This window comes from Natronoarchaeum mannanilyticum (assembly GCF_039522665.1).
Taxonomy (GTDB): Archaea; Halobacteriota; Halobacteria; order Halobacteriales; family Natronoarchaeaceae; genus Natronoarchaeum; species Natronoarchaeum mannanilyticum.
In genome coordinates this window covers 355,832-376,484 of record NZ_BAAADV010000007.1, presented here as the reverse complement: position 1 = coordinate 376,484, position 20,653 = coordinate 355,832, and the positions used below count along the sequence as shown (strand labels likewise).

The following is a 20,653-nucleotide window of genomic DNA, read 5'->3' as shown; positions in this document are numbered from 1 at the left end:
TATAGCAGCCATATAATGCTTCTTATTGAGAAGGTCAATCTTCTGGAGAACCGAGCGGGAGATTGAAAACTATCTGGATTGGTTTTCGATCAATACGATAGTGCCATCCTCTAGATCGCCCAGGCAGGCCTTCGCACCCTGAATCCGCTCCAACACCGTCTTCGACTCTGAGAGCAACTCGTCCACCTGTTCTTCACTCGGCCTTTCGTCGGCATCGACGGCTGCTGTAACTTCATCAGTCACATCAGCGTTCGGAAGCTCTTGGCGTAACTCTTCGGCAACCGTCTGAAGTTTGGTCCATGCATCGTCGTCTGCACCAGGCGGCTTCGGGTCTTTGGCCCGCTCGATGAGCTGGCGCACACGTTGCCTCGTGGGTGGCCGCGAAGAAGCGAGTGCAGTCTCGACAGCTTCTGTCGTCGGTGAGTCTGGATGCTCCTCACGTAGTTCTCGGCCCACCTCCTGTAGCTGCGACCAGAGGCTCGCACCACCAGCGTCGTCGAAGAGGTTGCGAACCTGCTCGTACGTCTCGGTCTGCTGGACGACAGTCGAGTCGACAACATCACTTTCAGACAGGCTCTCACTGTTCCAGACTGTATCGAACACGTCTTCCAGGTCGTCAAACACGACGTCGTCGAACTCATCAGTAGCTGCGTCAACGATTCCTCGAACGTCGTCTTCGTTCGACCGGAGCCAAGTGCTCAGGTCTTCGCAGATGGCGTCGGGATCAGATTCAGTGGTGGTGCTCCCCGTGATACGCCGGTACTGTTCTGAGATTTCATCGACGCGATGCCCCTCAGCGTCTCGAAGCCGTGACTCGACCGTCGCGACACTAGGGACGGTGTTGCTCTCCGCCGTTGCCCGCATACTGGTGGTGATTGACGCGTTGGGATAGATCGACGTCATCGTGTCCAGTTCGTCGCTGAAGTGTTCCCAGAGCGTTTCACCGTCTTCCTCGACAGCGAAGAGTTCGCGAGCGTCCGCGAAGGTTTTGGCCTCCTCAAGTACCGCCTCGAGATCGTCCTCACTTCCTAAGTCAGACGAGGAGAGCTCTTCACCGCTGAGAGCTGGTTCAATCGTTGCCTCGAAGGCCTTGAGCGTCACGTCGAACTCTCTGTCAGCGCTCTTCAGCGTGCGCTTGACGGTCACACTGTTCTCGTCGACCCACTGTCCGAGTTCACCCAGCCACTCGTCCGGACCATCAGTTGTCGGTTCCTCACCGAGTACGGTAGCCACGAGTTCTTTCACCGTCTTCGGGTCGATGATTTCGACGCCGAAGCGGACCTGGAGCGACGTCAATCCGCCCTTGGTTCGCACCTGCCGTCCGATCGCAGCAGGGTCGGTCACGTAGTCGGTATCCTGCTTGAGTGCGACAGATTCGTTGGAGGTCGCGAGCGTGATCAGGAGCGCCGCAATCGCCTCCTGGGGCGTCCCCCGATAGTCCCCATTTGCAGTCTGGGTCTGCTGGAGGAGTGTCTCGACGTCGACTGACTTCTGTGACTCGTACGTATTGATGAACTCGCGACACCAGCCAGTGTCGGCGACCTCTGCGCTGGTGGTGTCGACGCCGAGCATCGCAGCGTCCGCGTCCGAAAGCGGCCACTCACCGCTGCCGCGGAAGAATTTCGCTATCGATTTCGCGTCATCGACCTCGACGAGCGGCCGCGAGAGCGTCTTTCGAGATGAGCCGAACACAATGTCTACCTGGTCCTTAACGACATCGGTAAGCACGCTGGAGCGAGCGCCGCGGTGCTCGTGGACCGTGTACACTGATGCGTCCTCAAGGATCTCGGTCACCGACGATTCGAGGCGACGTTTGTCGGTGCGGTGTTCTCGTTCAAGTTCCTCGTGAGATTCGGTTTCTTCGTCCAACACCTGTCCCATGCCGATGACGTTCCGAATCCGCTCGAGCATCGTCTCGGGAACGTCGATCGTGATGAGTACGTGTTCGCCACCATCACGACCGTTGTTCACGTCTTGCCACGTCTCGACCTGTTCAGAGACGGTGTCGGGATCGTCGGCCAACACGCGAATGCGAATCGCGTCGTATTCGGGGGACGGCGCCCGGTCGACAGTGTCGAGGATGGAGTAGTCGTACCGAAGCGGGACGAGCCGTTCGTCGCCGACGTCGACCTCGTGACGGCTGCCGTCGCTCCGGAAGAAGTCGTCGTTCTCGCGCAGACGCGTCTCCAACCATGCCGACAACTGGTGCGGGGAAATCTTCGCGGCCTTGTCCTGCGCACGACTGAGGATGCTCTCCTGCTCCTCAGAGACCAGCGTGTAGACCTCGTCACCTTTGTCGTTCGTTTCGGTGAGGACTTTCTGCTTGTCGACGAGGGTCTCCAGCCCCGATTCAGTTTTCTCGACTACGTCGTCGACGGACGCCGTGACATCGTCGACCATCAACCGGCCCAGGTTCTCCGGCGTCGAGGGAACAGCTGGAGTCTGGTTCAGCAGATAGAGCCCCTTCGCTAGGCGCACCTCCCAGGCGCCCTCGTCGCCATCGAAGGTGGGCACCAGGGTGTTATCGATCATCTCCTGAACCCACAGTGGGAGATACGTCGTCTCTTCGACCAGCAGGTCGAACAGGACGTCCCACGTGACGAGCGAACCCGCCTCTTTCGACGCCCAGTCGAACTTGGTGAACAGCGACCTGACTAGGACGAGCAGCGCTCGACCTTGGATGTAGTCTCGGTCCGTCGACCGTCCCTGCGTGATGAGTTCCTGCATCACGGCCCGCAGGAGCGACAGGTCGTACTCGCGGAACGGGTATGACTCGGTCGAGTCCGGGTCCGCGCTCGTCACCGATGAGTACGTCTCGAGCGAGAGGTCTGGCATCGACGCCACCAGTGACTCGACGCGCTCCGTTCCCTCAGGTTCCGACTTCTGGAGCCACCGCTTTCGGACGATGATCTCGGTGTCAGCTCCTTCGAGCGGAATCTGTTGATGCGTCCAATGCTCTTCTGGTGGTTCACCGATGAGGTTCTCACGAGTATCTGGGAGCGAATACTGCCCGGTTGTGACGACGACCGGATTCGGTCCGCGCTGAAGTGCTTCCATCGTCTCCTCGAACTCGCGGTATCGGTGGCGGCTGTCACCGACGAAAAGCGCAACCTCGTCTAATCCCAGCAGTAGCTCGGTTTGCTTGCTCCCATCGTTCAGGGCCTCGGTCGCTGTCTCGACACGCGAGACGAGGTCCTCGGGGTCGAACGCTTCGGGCTCGACGTCGTCTTCGGCAGTCTCGATAGACGCTTTCACGCCCGAGTGGGTATCGAGGTCCGTCCCTGTGGTCTCGGCCATCGCAGGAAGTGCTTCATAGAGCCAACTACGGAGCGAGGCGCGTTCCTCGAGCACGTCGTCGAACGTTTTCCCGTCGTGTTCGAACTCCTGAAGCGCCTCCCAGACGCCGTCGTACTCCATATCGAGCGTCCAGGCCCACTCGAGCAACCAGTTCGGGTCCGTCGGGTACCCGAGCTCGCGACCGATCGCCTCGAAGATGAGGAACGGCAACGGCGGCTCTTTCGACGCGTCGCGGTCGAGCAGGTTGAGGAAGACCGGCTTGAGCCGATCGACGTGAGATCCAGTGATGGAACGCTGGAGCTCGTCGAAGCCAGGCCATTGCTCGGCCAGCCGGTCACCCAAGTAGGCGAACTCGGATTCGTCGTCGGTGATGAGGCCAACGAGCTTCAGGAGGTGTGTCTTCCCTGAACCGAACGTTGCGTGGATGTATAGGAAGCGTGCGGCTTCGCCAGGGTGTGTCTGGATAACGTCGCCAAGTTTCCTGAGGACCCGTTCGGCACTGTCTGTTTCGTAGAATTCTCTGACGTCAGTCTCGGCCCGTTCGCGGGCGTTGACCTTCTGTACTTCTTCGAGTTGTCGCGTCGGATCGCTGTGGAAGAGGTCGCCGATAGTCATTGGAGATGCACCCCCTGAATAGGCTCGTCAATCTGGTGTGCTGGGTAGTAGTGTCGCGATTCGCCGCCAAAGAAGCTCAACTTGCCGCCGACGACGTCACCGGGGAACGGTATGCCGATCGTGGACTTGACGTTCCGGCGGTCGAGTTCGTCGAGCAGTTCCGAGGCGCGCGTGAACGGATACAGACTGCCGAGGTTGAGCAGCAGAACCACGTGGCTCTGAGTTTCCAGCTGTTCTTTGCTGAGTTCGTGTTCGACCATCTGCTGAACCAGCTCTTCGGCGAGCTGGTCCTGCATCGTCTCCTCGATACGCTTCCCTGGCGACGTATCGTCGTCGAGATCGGCCAGGGGCTCGCCTAGATCGACGAGGAGTTTGTACACGTCGGTCTGCGGAAGTAGCTCGTCGAGCCAGATCGGCTGAACGGTGACTTCGTCAGGGATTTCTGGTGGTTCGATTCGACCACTCGCCCAGGTCTCGAGGCGGTCAGCCGTCTGGTGTTCGATCGCCGGATCGACGGCAGCGATGACGAATGGGTTGCGGATCCCATGCTGCCCCTGCGCGAACGTACGTAGCTTCTCTTTGAACTCACGATACGGCGACGAACTTCCTTGGCTCATCGAATAATCACCCCTTCGTCTGTCTCTTCGATCTCAAGGTCTTGCTGTTCAACGAGTCGCTCCAAGCGACGGTTCAGTTTCTGTCGGTCGTCGGGAACCATGCCGATCTGGTCGACGTCGGCGGGCGTTCGGTCGCCGACGATCGACGACAGTTCGTCGAGCCGGGCCTCTAACTCAACCGGATTACACTCGACAGCGTCAGCGAGTGGCTCTAACTGAGCCACGTCGTCCGTCACGTCGACGATCTCGTCTGTGTCTGCATCATCCGACAGCGTTGCGATCGCGTTCTCGACCGTTTCGTACCACTGCTGGAGATGGCGCATCGGCGTGATGTACTCTCCCTCGAAGGCGATGTGGACGCTAGCCGGGAGGTCAGTTGCCGGGAGAACCCATGGGTGCTCCTCGATACGATCGACCAGCTCACGTAGGCCGCGTTCGTCCACGAACGTTTCCCAAGACTGCTCGAGTTCGGGGACGAGATCGGGAACCAGCTCACCGGAGAAGGTGCTCCATCCGTCGGTCGTCCACCACTCACCGTCGAACGAGGACACTGCGGACGAACGGGACTCAATCGAGGTTTGGGCTTCTTCATTGATCCAATCGAACTGATCATTGCCAATCGTCAGTATCGCGTCGAGACGCTGAAGGGTCGAAAGTCGACGATTCCAGACGTCGATGACCTCTTCGACCCACTCTTGTGCCTCGGTCGTCTCGTCGATTACATCTTCAATATCGTCATCTTGCGACTTGACGGTTGAGAGACGATCATCCGCGTCTTCGATCCGTTCGGTTAGGTCGTCGGCAAACGTTTCGAGCAAGCCCGTAACCACGTCGGCTCGAACGTCGGTATCGACGACTAAGGAAACGTCTTCTCGAAGGCCAGTGAGCTTCGATCGAATCTGCTGATTGGCATCCTGAAGGTTGATGAGGCCATCTGCGACAGTTTCGGTCGTCTCTTTGAATCCTCCCTCTTCCAGAAGCTTCCCCAGTGGCTTCCGCGGGAGCAGTTTCAGTCTCGTTGTCGAGCGACTGTCGAGATTGAGTACGGCCTCGTCTGCCAGCGTGGTGCCGTCTTCGTCGATGGGCACTAGTCTCCCTTCTCGACAGAATCCCCAGATGATGGCGCGAAGGGCGGGTCGAGCCTCGTCGTAGAACGGCTTCTGTTCGACAATCTCATTGAGGACCGTATTCATGTTCAGTCCCTCGTCACGGTTCTTCAGTTGCCGGCCGGTGAGGGACAGGACGTTACGCTGGATAGTCTGTTTGCCTTGTTCCCCATTCTGATTCGATGAGGGCACCTGAATCGTCCGCGCCCAGGCCGGTAGTGGTGCGTCGCTATCGAGTTCACGTAGCTCGCGTAGTCGACTCTCGTCGACCTGAAGCATCATTGGATGGAAGTCGTCAGGGTACGTGACGTTGACCGCGACTTGGACTGCTTTCGAGAGACCAACGATGTCTGTCCGGTCTTTCACGGTGTACGAGCCGCTCGTCATCGCGCTGGTCAGCTTGCTGCGGACGGCGCCCGCCCGCTGCTCTAGGTCTCGCTCGACTGCTGGTGGTGCATCGCGAGTGGCGATAGCGTCACGAAGCGCCCACCACTCGATTAGTCGTTTGCGTAGGTCTTGGAGTCCATCGGTATCGATCTTCCAGTAAAGCGTGTCCTCATCGGTTTGTTCGGGATCTGCGTCTGGACGAACGCCTTGGATTGCAACGTCAATATCCAGACCGCCTTCAGACACGATACTGGTATCGAACGTCGTTCCGCCGAGTTCGAAGTGGTATGAGACCGGGAACTCGTCACTGGACCCGCTGTATGGTACCGACTCCGGGAGAGACAGGTCCTGAGTGATGCGCTCCCAGAGGTACTCATCCAGAGTTTCGATGATGTCATCCCAGTCAGGGTCTGATTCGTTCTCTTCTGTCTCCTCGTAGATGATGCGTTCTTCCTGTGTCGCAAACCGGTAGCGAGGTCCACTCTCCTCCTGCGTTGGTCGGATGAATTTCTGAAGTCGATCCAGCGATTCCTCGACGCGGTTGGTCATGCTGATCCACGACTGGCCATTCAGGTCAGACATTACAGCCACCGCGATGTTCCCCTCGTTCATGGGAACGATTTCGTGGACGTGCTGAAGCAGTAGCACTGCCTTCGCGACGTCAAGGTCGAACTCTTGGATCTCGCTATCTTCGTCGTCTACCTCGTCCGCGATGCCGGTCGTCTCTTCACCCCCCTCGACGACACGCATATCCTGCGGGAGGATTTCACGCAGCTCTGGTTCGATCAGATCGAAGAAGTCGACTAGCGAGATAATTTGATCTTCCTCGCCATTATCGATCCAATCTACCAGCAACCCATGCATGAGCGCAAGAATGGCTCGTGCAGTTCCTGAGAAGATGGACTTCGCGGGATCGTTTGCTTCTCGACGAAGGTTGAACAGCACTTCGAGGAACAGTGGTGCGTGATACGGGAGGAACGGATAGAACTTGACGAGTTCCTCGTCGTCGATCGCATCGAGTGGCGGTTTCGTGTTCTGCTTGATCTCGTTGTAGACCAGCGATTCAGACGGCTTTATATCGGCGTCCTCGAGGATTCGGTGGACTGCGTCTTCACCTGGATCGGATTTCTGGAAGAGTCGGCGCTCGGCGATGTCACCAACATGCTTGCTCGGAAGCTGATACCGGTGGGGGAATCGGTCTTTGACGATACTGAAATCAGCGCCGTGCGCGGCGAATTTCGGCTGTACATCTTCGATTTTCGCCTGCGCGGTTGCGACGAGTTGAATGTTGCCATCACCAATGTCGTCAACGTTCTCCGCAAGAGTCTGAAGCTCAGTCAGACGTTCAAAGTCAGTTCCGATAAAGAGGCTTACTTCGTCGAGCAAGAGGACAAGCTTGACTGGCTCGCCGAGGTCCTTTTCACGCGTCTCTCGAAGAGACTCCAGCCTACTGACGACCTCCTCAGGATCAATATCTGACGGCTGGAGGTCGGTGTAGCCGTCACGCGTGCCCGTCTCCTCTTTGAACAGTTCTGGGAGCGTGACGTCAGACAGCGCGCTGTACTGTTGAATATCGGTCCAGAGTCTGTCTGTCTTCCAATCGTATTGTGACGGGATCGGCGTTACCCCATCAACGACAGAGGCGGCCCGTTTTTCCCGTTCAGGCCATGCTTCGGTCGTTTGGTACCAGTCTTCGAAGTAGGCGACGTCAAGCTGTGAAGATAACCCGGTAGAGATGTCGTCATCGACGCCAGTGAGGAGCGGGTTTTGATGGGCGTGCCGAAGAACGATCTCGCTGAAACTGCGTTGCTTCTGTCCCTGGTACTTCAGCAAGTTCACCGAGACGGGGATGATATGATATTCAGAATGAATTCGTTCCCATCGGTTCCGCAGTTCGTCGAAGTTACTATCGGAAGCGGCTTCAGGTACGAGGTTTGTCCAGACATCCTCGTACTGCTCTTCGAGCCATTCGGTATCCATCAGCCCATCGAGGACGGTGAGCAGGTGGCTCTTGCCACTCCCGTAGTAGCCATAAAGCCAGTAGTTCGACCCCGTACGCATATCCTCTGTTTCACCGAGTAGTCGGTTGACGAAGTCTTCGAGGAACCGTTGGGAGTCGGCCGTCACATGGTACGATTTGATGGCTTGTTCTCGATGTCGGTTTTCGTCCTCGGACTGCTCTTCTCGGTCGATGCGTACCGATTCCTCGAAATCTTCAGGGAGGTCTTCAAACCAAGTTGTGTCGACCATTATTCAGCACCCTCCTGACTGACCCAAGAGTATGGATCGTTAACTGGTCGGAGCTGGAGGCTTCCATGTAGTTCGACAAATTCCCACGTATCTGTCTCGGCTGCCCTATCGTAGAGTTCCTCCCAGCGAGCACTGGGTTGGAAAAGATAGAGGAGACCAGTCGGAGACTCAAACCACTCGTCCTCGGTCTTCTCGTACGAGTACCCCATCGCAACGAGAAGAGGAATTTCTCCCAGCGATGGTGGGTTCCCAACGATAGCTTGCTGATTCTCCAACACGCCGATTTCACGCATAACTGATCGGAACCCTTCGCACCAGCGTTCCGTAGTAGAATCAGCGTAGTCGAACGATGTCCCGTCAGCGTACTCGAGCTGATTGAGAATCGTCATGAGAGTCTCATTGGAGAAATCAAGGGCGTCAGGATGATCTGACGAAAGTCGATGAGTATATTCATGAACAACATAGCGGACAAGTGCATCGTCGGCAACGAGATATGGGTAGAGCACTTGTGCTTTGTCTCTCGATGTTGCGCAAGCATCTAACACAGCGGGAAGATCACGTGGGTTCGGAAGGTCTGCGGGAGCGTTCTTGAACCGGGATGTGAGTACGCGGTATATTTTCTGGGAACTGCCTCTTGTACTGCGATTTGCACGACGTTCCTCAAACCAGATTTCCTTGACTGTGTTCCAGTTACCGTGTTCTTCGTACAGGCTCGCAAGTTCCTCTGCTCGCTCAACGAGAAGACCACACATGGTTAGATCCATGTTCACGTCCGAACTCGAGAGCTGGCGGGAAAGTGAGGGTAATCGCGTGCCCCCGCCGTCCGAAAGGATCGTCATAAGTCGAGGATGCCTGTCGACCTACTTTACTGTTCGTCATCTATGGATCCCACATGTCCTCGAATACTTCAGCCATCATCGGCCACTTATCAGAAATTAGGTTGTTTCTCACGTTCTTCATCCCGTTTGTTCTGTATAGGATAACTAACAACGCATATCTTCCTTTTCTTATATAGAGATCCGATCGCTGTCTTTCAATTTCTGAATGGGTGTGGGCAGTTTGCACACATGTCCATCATCTGTCTTATTATTTCACGCTCTTCTGAGAAGGACAGATTCAAACTTGTTAGTATTTTCAGTTTATACACTATAGAATTCTCTTTTTTCTTATATTCCTTTCCAGCTTTCGTCTTGCGATTTTAGAATTGGAGTGGGCAGTCTGCACACAATTCCATTAGAATCTATATGTCTTTTACCCGTGCTTGACCGGCTGATTCCCGATCAATACTCACCTCTGAATAAGTATAATGGTTATATCAAAAGCGCGAGTTTACAGTCCGCTCGCAGTCCTGCGTTTTCAGAATCAGTGTGGGCAATTTGCACACATTTATGTCATCCCGAGAAGCTATATTCGCATCACGGCTGTCGATACCGTAGTTAGATGTAGAAAAGAATTCTAAAATAACGTCTTGGGTTCTATACTGGCCTAAGGAAGCGTGAGATTTGATATAGTGGTGTCTGGCGAAAGCTCTCGCACTTTCTCCGCGGAGTTACCACACTTTCCACAGGGGCTAAAGAGAGCTACCACGAATACCACAGCCGTGTACCGCCGATCTGAGTCCGTAAGTACATGGGGGTTCACGCCATTCAGGCTTGCGGTCGTTCTCTCAGCCACTGGGGCAGCACCTCAAACGCCGGCTTGGCTCAATTAGAAATCAGCATGATTCTCTATAACTCTATATTCTTATGTTTTATCCTGACTTGTTTACTCTAAGTGATCGTCTCCCTATCGGCGACCACTCCCCATCGATTCCGTCGTTCCGCCGTTCTGAATACACCTCTTGAAATCTGACGGCTTTTTACCACTGACTCTCGATCAGGGGTTGGAATTAGTGATTGATGAAAAGGGTTAATGAGTCGAATCGATCTCCCGAATCAAGTTTTGAAGTTCCTCACGGGGAAGGGGGTCGATTTTTCGCTGAGTCCCGTCATCAGTATAAAAGATAGACGCTGTAACCTCTTGATCAGGATATTGCGACGTAGCTACGTGGAAGTAGACGCTAAGCTGTTTTCGATACTCAGACTCTGCACGACGGCTACGATCGGTCTTGTAATCCACTATCTCGACCCGGCTTGGAGTGATATGGACGAGATCGACGATACCAGAGATAGTGACTTCATCACCATCGACAGTGAGTGGGAGATAGACCTCCTCTTCCACCAGTAATTCGCCCTCGAGATCATCGATCAACTGCTGAACGTGCCGCTCATCCTCGTTCGCCGGAGTGGCGTCAGCACCGAGGGCGTACGCTTCTGCGAAGTCGTGAACTCTCGTACCGAACTCACTACCCATGCCCTCTTCGACATCCTCGAATACGTCATCGCGCATCAGCGTGTGTGGTGTATGTCCTTTCGGTCCCTCAGGAGCGGGGATGTCGACTCGGAATTGGGCTTGTTCTGTTGCGTCTATAGTAACCTCGTCCGGATCAGGAACCGCTGACTTGGCGTCTACAGGGAGTTCTTCGAGGAAGGTATTCGGGTCCTCTCCTGCCGTGAAAACGACGTGGCTCTCAGCTCGCGTGATTGCGACGTATAGCAGACGACGTTCTTCGTCGTAATCGCGCGGAAGACATTTCTGAATCACGTCGGATCGCCAGTTGTCGTAGACGTGTGGCATACCGTGTGCATCCTCAGCATACTCCTTCTGCTGTCGGAGACCGACCGGTTCCTCGAAGCTGATCGTGTCACTGCTACCGCCAGACGGTGGGAACCGACCGCTATTCATGTTTGCGAGGATGACGATGGGATACTCCAGCCCTTTCGCGGAGTGGATCGTTTGGACCGTCACCGAATTCGCCCCAGCACTCGCGCTGACCTCGTGGGTACTTCCAGCTTCGATCCCGCGTTCGATGAACCGGATGAGGTCCCCCCGAGTCATGGTCGTCTCGTTACGTACTGACTGAATCGTGTCGAGGACCACATCGGCCGTCGCGCCGTCGTATCCATACTGTTCGAATACACGGCGTGCGACTCCGCCGAGCGTCTCCATCGCGGCCAATTTCTCCCGGAACTCGACCATGTTCTGTGGATAGCGTTCCTGCTCGAGGATGCGATCCACCTCGTCAATAGTATACTCTGCTTCTTCGAGGACGGCAGCCCAGCCGCGGTCGAGATCGTCTTCGAGGATTCTGAGCCACGCCAAGAGGAGCTTTGCTTGATCGGTCCGGAATAGTTCGATACCGCCTTCGTAGGCCATTGGCAACCCGTATTCCTCGGCAGTCTGAAGCAGTTCACGGCCGAAGTCCCTCGTTCGAGTCAGCACTGCGATGTCGCGGTATTCTGCTGGACGAAGGTTTCCGTCTTCATCCTCTACCTGATAGGTGTCGTTTCCGACGATCTCCTGTGCCTTTTCGACGATCAGCTCGTGCTCTTGTTCGCTCTGTACCGCTTCGATAGTCGTGTTCTCGTGATCGGTGTTCGACTGGAGCTGTGTGATTCGGTCTCGGGTTTCTTCGACGTCGACCTCGTCACTGCTCGCTGCCGGGACCAGCAGCCCATATTCCGAGAAGTCCAGAATCTCTTGGGTTGACCGATAGTTCTCGACGAACTCGATGGTGTTTACGTCGTCGGTCTCGAACGAGACGCGTTCAGCGTCTTCGTTCAGTTGAGTGGCGAACTGATCGATTCGGTCCCCGAACTCAATGATGTTGTCGACGTCGGCATATTGGAACCCGTAGATGCTTTGCTTCCAGTCACCCACCGCGCAGAAGTTGTCCGTCTCGGCGAGGAGCAAAGCGAGTTTGAATTGGATTTCGCTCGAGTCCTGGAACTCGTCAACCATCACGTACTCGAAAGCGACCTTGTCCCGAAGTTCGTGGTTCTCACAGAGCAGAACGAATGCGAACAGCTGGAGAAATCCGAAATTCAAGTAGTTGCGTCGAAGCGCGAACGCGAGATACTCATAGTAGACGTCGTGAACGAACTGCTTCAGCTCAGTTCGATCCTCGTTGAATATCCTGGTAGCCAAAGATGGAGGTACCTGCTTACCGCTCCCCCGAATCTCGGCCTTGTCGGGTGCATCAGGGAGATAGCATTTATTCTTCCCATAGCGGCTGAGCTTCGATCGGAGTCGGGATTGCTTACTACCGCCGTTCCGCGGCTTGTTCACCTCGTCAAACAATTGCTCGAACGCTTCGAAGTCGCCATCCAGATGCTGTCCTCCGTCGCGGTACCAGCCGTTCTCGGTCGGGAACACGCCTTTCGCCGCCAACTGTTCGACAAGGTCGAGCAGCCCACTGGGATCGGAAATGGCTCGAAAGAGATCGTCGTACTCGGGGTGATCGTCGCTGAATCGGTCGATAAACTCTTGGAATAGCGCGCTTTCGACGAGTTCGTCCTCGACGATTCGAGTGGAGTTTGTGATCGTATCGTCGATCCCCAGGTACGTGGGCGCAGCGTGGCCGTGCTCCTGGAGGATGTCGTGACATAGTGAGTGGAACGTCTGAATGGGGGCATCGGCGAGTTCACGCATACCGTAGTCGCTTCGCCCGACGATGCGTTCTTTCATCTCAGTCGCCGCGTTGTTGGTAAACGTCACGAGCAGGACGTCGTCCGGTTCGACGTCGGGTTGCTCGACGATGGTAGCGTAGCGTCGAGTGATCGCGAACGTCTTGCCGGTCCCTGCCCCGGCGTCGACGAGATAGATGCCCTCAGTGCTGCCAATGAGTTCTCGTTGCTGATCGTTAGGTTCAGTCATCGGTTTCGAGAATCAGGTCGCGGTTGTCCACGTAGCGGTAGTTCGGCTCGCCAGCGAGTCCCTCGACAGGGAATCGCTCTTCGCCCCGTCGCCGCCGATTCAGTTCTTCGAGGCGGTCGTCGACGAACTGCTCGAACGCATCGAGATCCTCGCGGAAGTAATTGCGACTTCGAACTCGCATCAACTGCCGCATCAATTGCTTGCAGCCCGTCGAGACGTACTTGTAGTCGCCGACGCACTCTTTCATCCGCGACGTCAGTGCGTCACCGAACGTCGACTCAATGAGTTCCTCACTGTCGCGCGTGTCCGGTATCGATGCTTCCTCGAATACTGCCCGGTAGTCGTCGTATTCGATCTTTCCGAGCGTTTTCCGGCATTTCCCGGACCCGTCCTCCCGGAGTTCTTCGAACATTTCTCGCGACCGGGCGTGACGCTCGAACGAGGTAGGGTAGTATGTGATCGTCGTAAGCGTATCGTCGAGGTCGGCGTCACCAGTGACGACATCGTCGAGGGTTTCGAGGAAGTGGAAGAACGTGAACTCGAGTTGGTCGCCCGGTTGCTGGGTCCGCCAATGTGTGAGGTAGAGAAGCGCCTGGAAGTTAGGTGAGTCGTTCGGCGGATCGATGGCCGAGTTCTTCACTACCTGCGAAACGCGCTTTCGGCTACCGCTCTTGTGGTCAACGAGCCGTGTCGGCTCGTGCACGAGATCGATCTTCCCCTTGAGCCCTAACTTCTCGTTCTCGAACCAGCGTTCGGTGATTGACGACTCGATTGGTCGGTTGAAGTGGTCGGCGAATACGTTTTCTCCTCGCCCTCCGTCCGGCGTAAGGAAGGTTCCATCTTGGGGCACGTTCTCTGAGAGGAACGATGTGATAGTCTGGAGCCCGACCCTGTACTTCGTGCGGCGCGTCTTCTGGTCGACGGAGCGAACGAATGGCCTGGTCTTGTCGAGAATGATCTCAACGGCCTCCTCGATCACGTCTCCATCGACGGCATCAGGATGTGCGACGTAGAACTCGGCGAAGTCGTGGAATAGGTTTCCCTCCTTGAAGTAATCCTTGTCGGGACTATCGACGAGACGACTGAAGAAGTGGTCGCGCGGACAGTTAACGTACGTGCTGAGACTGGATTGACTAACCGTTTCTACTTCAGTTGGTGGAGCATCGACAGGCTCCTTTTCGAACCCAGTACCTTGTGGTCGGGTCGCCTTTGCATGCGTTACTGATTCGAGATCGCTGAATCGTTCGAACTCTTCGTCGAGTAGTTCCTCGAAGTACAGACAGGGTGTGACGGGCGCGCCGCCGTTCGTGTCCTGTACGAGGTAATACTGTTCGACACCGCTCTGAAGGAGGAGTTGGAACTGCTGAATGTTCCTGACGTACTGATCCTCCTGGTCGACCCATGGGCGACGCGGTGCAGAGTGAGTCCATCCCTCGTCAAGACCTAGACAGAATACAACTGGTCGGTCGACGTACGCGGCCGACTTAGCATCAGCGAGCAGAACACCCTCGTTCTCACGGTCGACTGGCACCTCGTATGACTGGAGATAGAACTCAAGCTGATTTACTGCTGCCTCCGTGACCGGGATATTATTAATTCCGAGAGCGTCTAGCTCGTCATGGAAGCCATCCATCGAGCACTCAGTGCGTCGCTCGAACGCTGATAGCGACTGTTCGAACGTTCGCTCTTCGATGGAGTCGCAGAACTTGCGAAGCCACTCGACGTCAGGCGTATCGAAATCATGCAGGCGCTTTTCGAGGTGTTCAACATCAACTGTGACACCGAGTCTACTCAGGATAGATTTAACGTCACGAACGCGAGTATCTGTTCCGCGATGCGCGATACGAAGTAATTGGCAGAACGCTCGGTGATCCGGATCGTCAATGAACCCTGGACCGCCATAGAACGGAATACCGGCCGATTCGAAGGCTGATTCCACTAGTGTAGAATACTCGCTCGCGCTGTCGAGGATGATAGCGACGTCCTCTGCGTTCTCAGCCGAGATGCTGTCTGTCAGTGTATCGACAATGGCGGTGGTTGAGTCGAAGATGTGGAACGGTGGAAGTTCGAAACTCTCGTCGCTGAACGGGCTGAACGTATCATAGTCATCCGGAAGTATCGATCGCTCTAGCGTCGTCAGCTGATCTTCTCCAACGACAGCTACATTACTGTCGTTTGAGACGCTGTATTCAGTTAATTGACTGGACGTCGTTTCGAGCTCGTCTATGTATTTTACCGCCGCTTCGGTCGCGTCGTCAGCGTACGCATTGTATTCGAGGATAGAGTCGATTTGACCTTGGTGTTCCCAACACTGGAGGATGTTACCGATTGCGTAGGCACATCGCTTCCAGTCGAGATCAGTACGCTCGATGAGTTCTAAGAACGCGGTCCGGTCCTCGGCTTCCTCACGTCTCCCGGCGGCGAGACGTCGTGGAGTAGTCGCGAACGTCCCGAGATGCGGTCTGTCGAGGCGTCGATTTAGGGCACTGGCAAGCGGTGCATCGGGTACGAGCACAAGGTCGTGGTCAGCGACTCGCTCGTATAAGTCATCGAGAGGCGTTGCCCGAGGTATTGGCACCTTCCGAGATGTTGATGCAGGATAGAAAAACCTATCGTAACATTAGATGCTTCCAGATTCCATTCTTTCGCTAGCCTTGGCCCTTCCCGAATATTCTGTGGAGACCGAGAGAGTGCTGGAGAATTACAAAGATACTGAATCATTGGTTGGTGGAAGTAGTCAAGAGCGGTCGAAGGTGGTCTATTACTGTAATTCAATTGTCCACCGTAGACAAGTGAACTCAGATTCCAGTCAGATGCCGTATCTAATTCTCTTATCTTCAGCAGACAATCGAACTACTGTTGCTAATGAGCGGATTTTCTGCCATGGGAAATTTTCCATGAAGATCAGCTGCCACACAGGCCAAGACAACGTGTGATTCAGTGGGTTCTCAGGTGGATAAGGTCTCACGAGCGCCAAGATTGTTCGGTTAGGACTAGAATTATTGTACTGGGACTAACTCTACCGAGTGTGATTTCCGACGAGTTCTTCCTCTCGGCTCGCGCGGAGGGCGGCACGCAGACGAACTATTTCCGCCCGAAAGCAGTTACGGAGATCGTGTTTCCGGACGTTGGTATGATTATGTATCCGATGTTCTGGAACAAGTACGCCCTCCATCTCGTCAATGAAGGCTACAACTTGGCCGCGCAGGACCATCTATACCTTTGGGCAGAGCGTGACGGTGAGCGAGATGCCACTGAGGGGGTACTCTACCACTCACTTCGCTCGCTTTATGAGACGCGACAGGGCGAGATACCTAACATAGCTGTCGGAGAGGACGCTGCCAGCGAATGGTTGTTTAAGCCGTCGACAGTCACCGGCCGCGGGTTATACGATGAACTGGTCGATCATCTCCTACAAGCCGCTACTGGCGCCGCGCCGTCGATCGAAGAGTTCACCGACAGAACGATGGGACACATGTCCCAGCGGTTCCGCTCACGATGCATCGACAGGGGATTCTCGTTTCCGGACTGCTTCGAAACTCACCTCCGACGGGTTTCGGTCGCACCTGATGCGGACGAATACGAGCGATACGATGCAGTAGTCAAGGCGTTTGTACAAGCACTCGAGCAAGCCTTCAAGCAGGTTCCTGATCTACATCGTACTCGGCTGGGAGAGGTCGTCATTGGATCAAACATTAACTTCGTTCGCCCACTCTTAGAACAAGCTCCACCAGCCGTGCTGGCACGGCTTGCGAACAAACGTTTCGCGATATCGGCCGACGAAGCAAACGCGTTTCTGGAAGCCGTCCAAGCACGCGAACACGGCGAGTACCTTGTTGGGTCAATTCTACTCATCGCCCTCGTCAGCCCCTCGCGTGACCGAGAATCGATACTGACCGAACTCCGTCGCCTGCCAGAACTCTATCACACACAGAATGACGTTCCCACCGAAGCATGCCAGCAGTTTCCCGAGGCGAACATCTCCAAGACAGTCGTTGACGCACTTGAACAGCTCTGTTACTTCTGGAGTGTCAACTACTTTCTTGCGGACGGTGAAGACCTCGCTCGCCACCTCATTACACACACCGACGGCATTATCACCGAATCTGAAATTACCTCCCTCTACGACAAACATGAGACCACGGACACCTTCGAGCAGTTCATCGAACTCTCAACACAGGAGCGCTACATGAGAGAACTCGACGGCCTCATCACTTTGCTTACCTCCATGGGTGAAGACGGTGTCGCAGCATTCCTCGATGCGTTTCGAACACGCCTTGGAGCGGGTGACAGCCCCAAGCAACTGTTCATCACACTACTTGAGTGGAACGGCGTGCTCGTCGATGAAAGTGATCACTATCGGGTTACAGCACCGATTCAAGAGAACGACTCTGCCTCTTTCTACGGCGTCGATGAGGTCATCAACTGGACGCAGACTCTCGTTGAGGCGGTCACCCGTGAGTAAACAACCATTCCCGATTGATGACGTTGGATCGCAGATCAAAGAAACGGTCACGGACGAGGCGAATTCGTTCGAACACGCACTCATTACAACGTATACGGTCACACCCGGCTACCTCGATTGGTTTGATGGACTCGACACACTAGTCTGCGCCCCGAGTGACGCTGCTGAGGAGATTCACCTCTCAGAGAGCGTTGATACCGCCCCCCACTCAGACATCACAATACTGGAACGAGATATACACGGAAAGTGCGTCGTCGTGTGGGGGCCTGAACGCATCGTTGCGTGGGTTGGATCATTCAATCTGAGTCACGCTGGACTCTTTATGAACGTCGAATGGGCAAGTCGATTCGAAGGAACGGTTACAGAACAGTTCGGGGTCGCCGATTTCCAAGCGGGACGGCTTGGAGAAACACTAACGACCAACGATCGTATCACACAACTTCTAGACACGGTTCAGTCACTCGCATACGGTACACCGTCCGAGAGTGTCGACGACGCGCTTAGACGATGGCCAGCAGAGCCAATCGTCGTTCACTCAGGTCCTGGGGACTCGCTTCGACGATCCGTTGCGCAATGTCTTACCGGAACGACCGGCGATGTCACACTCTCCTACTTCACACCGAACGTCAACAAAACCGGCGTTAAGGCTCTTGCTTCGCTCGCGGCATCAGGTCCAAATGAACAACCCGCTGTCGAATTGTATGGTGCACAACCATCAGCGGTAATCGACACGACACAGCCTACTTTTGGCTCATTCGTTGGGACAGAAGACGTACGAGAACTTGAAGCGCAACTCGATGACTTCGTTCTCCGGACACGCCTCCCAGGGGACGACGGCGAAACACTTCCCTCGGGTAGTCAGATTCGTGGGGGATTGGCACACCTCAAAGCGCTTGTTGTCTCGGAAACTATCGATGGCGACGAAGTGATTCGAGATGTCCTGCTGACGTCAGCGAACCTGACATCGAATGCGTGGGAGGAAAACGGTGGAAACATCGAATACGGAATCTGGCTTCGTGACCCAGACCGAATTAAGACTGTGGGGTCCTTCTTCTTGGAATCCCTGGCCGAATGTTACGGTAGAGCGGACGAGCAGACGCTGACGGATATTGACGAGCGAATGGCAGCTGGAAGCGGAGGCCTCCTCCCCTACACTCAGCGCACACTCGAAGATTTTGTTACAGCACAGCTTGGCGTTTCGGGGACGGATCTTCAGGCTGCGTGGTTAGATGACGATGTCCTTTTTGACATTGAACAGTGTCGCTGGTACCTTCGCGATATCGTCACCGGAGAACTGGACACGAAAGACGCGGTTTATGAGCCGAAAACTGGACGTATCCAATCTCCAACTGGCGAGAACACTGACAATTTGTGTATCGAGGCACTCGAACTACAGGTAACGACGCCGCTCGAAACACCGGTTTATGAGCTCTCCTCGAGCCAACTCAACGATCTTGAACGTGGCGCACTCGACACTCCAATCGAGGACTGGGATCGCATCCTCCTCGACGGGGTCGCCTACTCGACTGATGGGGCCCTTCCAACTGACCCACTCAAGGCCGCTGAATCGGCCTACCTCTACCGCTGTCACAACCGTTCACTTACCCGAACCCTATCGCTCAACGCTAATCACCTACGCGCGGCTGGCTTCGATGACCCACACCTCCCGGAGACCGCCATTACTGACGCTACACCGACAACCCAGAATATCGACGCTCTCGGTCAGTTGCCGTGCGTCGAAGTGACGTTTGGGTCCGGTATCTCACCACCAGCCGGCTGCATTGACTTCGAATCGCCAACAACGGCTGTACAGCCGGTTGGCTGGCTGGAGACGGAGCACGGCCGTCAGTACCTATTTGAGCCCGCAACAGAATCACGATCACTCACGGTCTCATTGGGGCAACCATTCGATAAACACTATCCGGAAGAATCACACGACTGCTCGCTCCCCGGACTGGACACCCCTAGCGCAAATGCGGCGACAACGAAACTCCAACAAATCGGGGATATTCGCCCGCGATATAGTCTGGCAAGAATGTCAGTCCCCAATATTCCGGATGTAAACATCGATGTTGATCCCTTCATCCACGAGGATGCGTCGGTCCAGATTGACATTGATGATAGCACTCTCGACGTCGATGTTACAACACGTGCATACGAGGTGCATCGAGAGAGCTATTTCTACACGCCACCGACGAGATACGAGCATACAGAGTCGTTCACTCCACCCGCACCCTACTCTCGACTCACGGTCCAGGGACTCATTAGCGTCCAGACCGAGCTAGGACAGCTCTGGCTGTACACTGACAAAGCGACTATTGACGTCCAAAAACGCCTCATCACCTCACTGCACGCTAGCGCTGACGAGATTCCCACAGCGCTTCCGTTCGATGAACTTGACCAAGATCAGGCGATCATGTGGCTCGGATTCGACTTTATGGACCTAACGGTCGAGAACGTCGAATTCAGCGTGCTCGAGGACCTCGTCTTCGAATGCTGGCGTGACGAGACAAAACTCGAGCAATCTCGCCCGATTCGTGCGCTTATAGAGCCGCCGGAATACCACGCAATACCGCTGTTCCAATCGATAATCGATGAGTCGGCCACATATCGTATCGTCGTGCGACCGGCTACGCGGGGAACGAAATACGCTTGGTCGGCTAGTGAGTACGAAATTTCCCTCCGCCGTCGAGATGAAGATACGTTTGTTCTCACAATTGATGGGAACTCCCGCAGGTCGTTCGAAATCCACGAAGACACAGACGCGCCCTCACCGATGATTCATGTTGATCGTCTCTCAAACGTACGCCTCGGGGAAGAGCTTCCGTACCACCCCTATCTCGACGATAGTGATACAATGCGGCCAGAGACCCTGCGACAGACTGATGAAACCGTCCTTCGGTTTGTCGAGAGACAATAAAACGGATGGTGTGATGAGACAGTCGCGTCAACGTACATCTACTGCGTGAATTGCGACAGCATCAATCGCTGTCCGTACAAAGCCGAACAAATTTTAACCGAAGGGGAAGTAACGAGGACATCTGAACACTACTGTTCGGCAGGTCACAAAGCAACAACCAGCAGCAAGAGGAGAGTTCAATAGTGGCTGTTACTCGGGGCACGACGACGTAGTTTGAAGGGTCCGGCCGCCAACTTCACCA

General features: G+C 55.2%; 8 protein-coding genes. 2 read left to right on the top strand and 6 right to left on the bottom strand.

Going from position 1 to position 20,653, the window contains the following annotated elements:
- Positions 1 to 69 precede the first annotated feature (69 nt).
- The 6 genes from ABDZ81_RS14990 to ABDZ81_RS14965 form a co-directional block, all read right to left on the bottom strand.
- Positions 70 to 3,912, bottom strand: coding sequence for a hypothetical protein (locus tag ABDZ81_RS14990; RefSeq protein WP_343774820.1), 3,843 nt, complete (start codon positions 3,910 to 3,912; stop codon positions 70 to 72).
- Positions 3,909 to 4,529 carry a BREX protein BrxB domain-containing protein gene (locus tag ABDZ81_RS14985; protein WP_343774818.1) on the bottom strand — a complete coding sequence of 207 codons (621 nt, stop codon included), beginning with the start codon at positions 4,527 to 4,529 and terminating at the stop codon, positions 3,909 to 3,911. The genes ABDZ81_RS14990 and ABDZ81_RS14985 overlap by 4 nt, the downstream gene beginning before the upstream one ends.
- Positions 4,526 to 8,272 (bottom strand): hypothetical protein, encoded by a 3,747-nt coding sequence (locus tag ABDZ81_RS14980; protein ID WP_343774817.1) that lies wholly within the window; start codon positions 8,270 to 8,272, stop codon positions 4,526 to 4,528. Before ABDZ81_RS14980 ends, ABDZ81_RS14985 begins: the two co-directional genes overlap by 4 nt.
- The gene (locus ABDZ81_RS14975) at positions 8,272 to 9,111 is read right to left on the bottom strand and encodes a hypothetical protein (protein ID WP_425541916.1); all 840 of its coding nucleotides are present in this window, start codon (positions 9,109 to 9,111) and stop codon (positions 8,272 to 8,274) included. Before ABDZ81_RS14975 ends, ABDZ81_RS14980 begins: the two co-directional genes overlap by 1 nt.
- 1,069 nt (positions 9,112 to 10,180) lie before the next feature.
- Complete coding sequence (locus ABDZ81_RS14970) at positions 10,181 to 13,027, bottom strand: UvrD-helicase domain-containing protein (RefSeq protein ID WP_343774816.1); 2,847 nt, start codon at positions 13,025 to 13,027, stop codon at positions 10,181 to 10,183.
- Positions 13,020 to 15,605, bottom strand: a complete 2,586-nt coding sequence (locus tag ABDZ81_RS14965; protein WP_343774815.1) for a PD-(D/E)XK nuclease family protein — start codon at positions 15,603 to 15,605, stop codon at positions 13,020 to 13,022. Before ABDZ81_RS14965 ends, ABDZ81_RS14970 begins: the two co-directional genes overlap by 8 nt.
- A 450-nt stretch (positions 15,606 to 16,055) precedes the next feature.
- Here ABDZ81_RS14965 and ABDZ81_RS14960 point away from each other — a divergent pair, with 450 nt between their 5' ends.
- The gene (locus ABDZ81_RS14960; RefSeq protein ID WP_343774814.1) at positions 16,056 to 17,492 is read left to right on the top strand and encodes a hypothetical protein; all 1,437 of its coding nucleotides are present in this window, start codon (positions 16,056 to 16,058) and stop codon (positions 17,490 to 17,492) included.
- The gene (locus ABDZ81_RS14955; RefSeq protein WP_343774813.1) at positions 17,485 to 20,412 is read left to right on the top strand and encodes a hypothetical protein; all 2,928 of its coding nucleotides are present in this window, start codon (positions 17,485 to 17,487) and stop codon (positions 20,410 to 20,412) included. Before ABDZ81_RS14960 ends, ABDZ81_RS14955 begins: the two co-directional genes overlap by 8 nt.
- Positions 20,413 to 20,653 lie beyond the last annotated feature (241 nt).

Bases quoted from the DNA above. Each gene is read 5' to 3' on its own strand.
- ABDZ81_RS14975 (WP_425541916.1), bottom strand. From the start codon at position 9,111: ATGACGATCCTTTCGGACGGCGGGGGCACGCGATTACCCTCACTTTCC.
- ABDZ81_RS14980 (WP_343774817.1), bottom strand. From the start codon at position 8,272: ATGGTCGACACAACTTGGTTTGAAGACCTCCCTGAAGATTTCGAGGAA.
- ABDZ81_RS14985 (WP_343774818.1), bottom strand. From the start codon at position 4,529: ATGAGCCAAGGAAGTTCGTCGCCGTATCGTGAGTTCAAAGAGAAGCTA.
- ABDZ81_RS14970 (WP_343774816.1), bottom strand. From the start codon at position 13,027: ATGACTGAACCTAACGATCAGCAACGAGAACTCATTGGCAGCACTGAG.
- ABDZ81_RS14990 (WP_343774820.1), bottom strand. From the start codon at position 3,912: ATGACTATCGGCGACCTCTTCCACAGCGATCCGACGCGACAACTCGAA.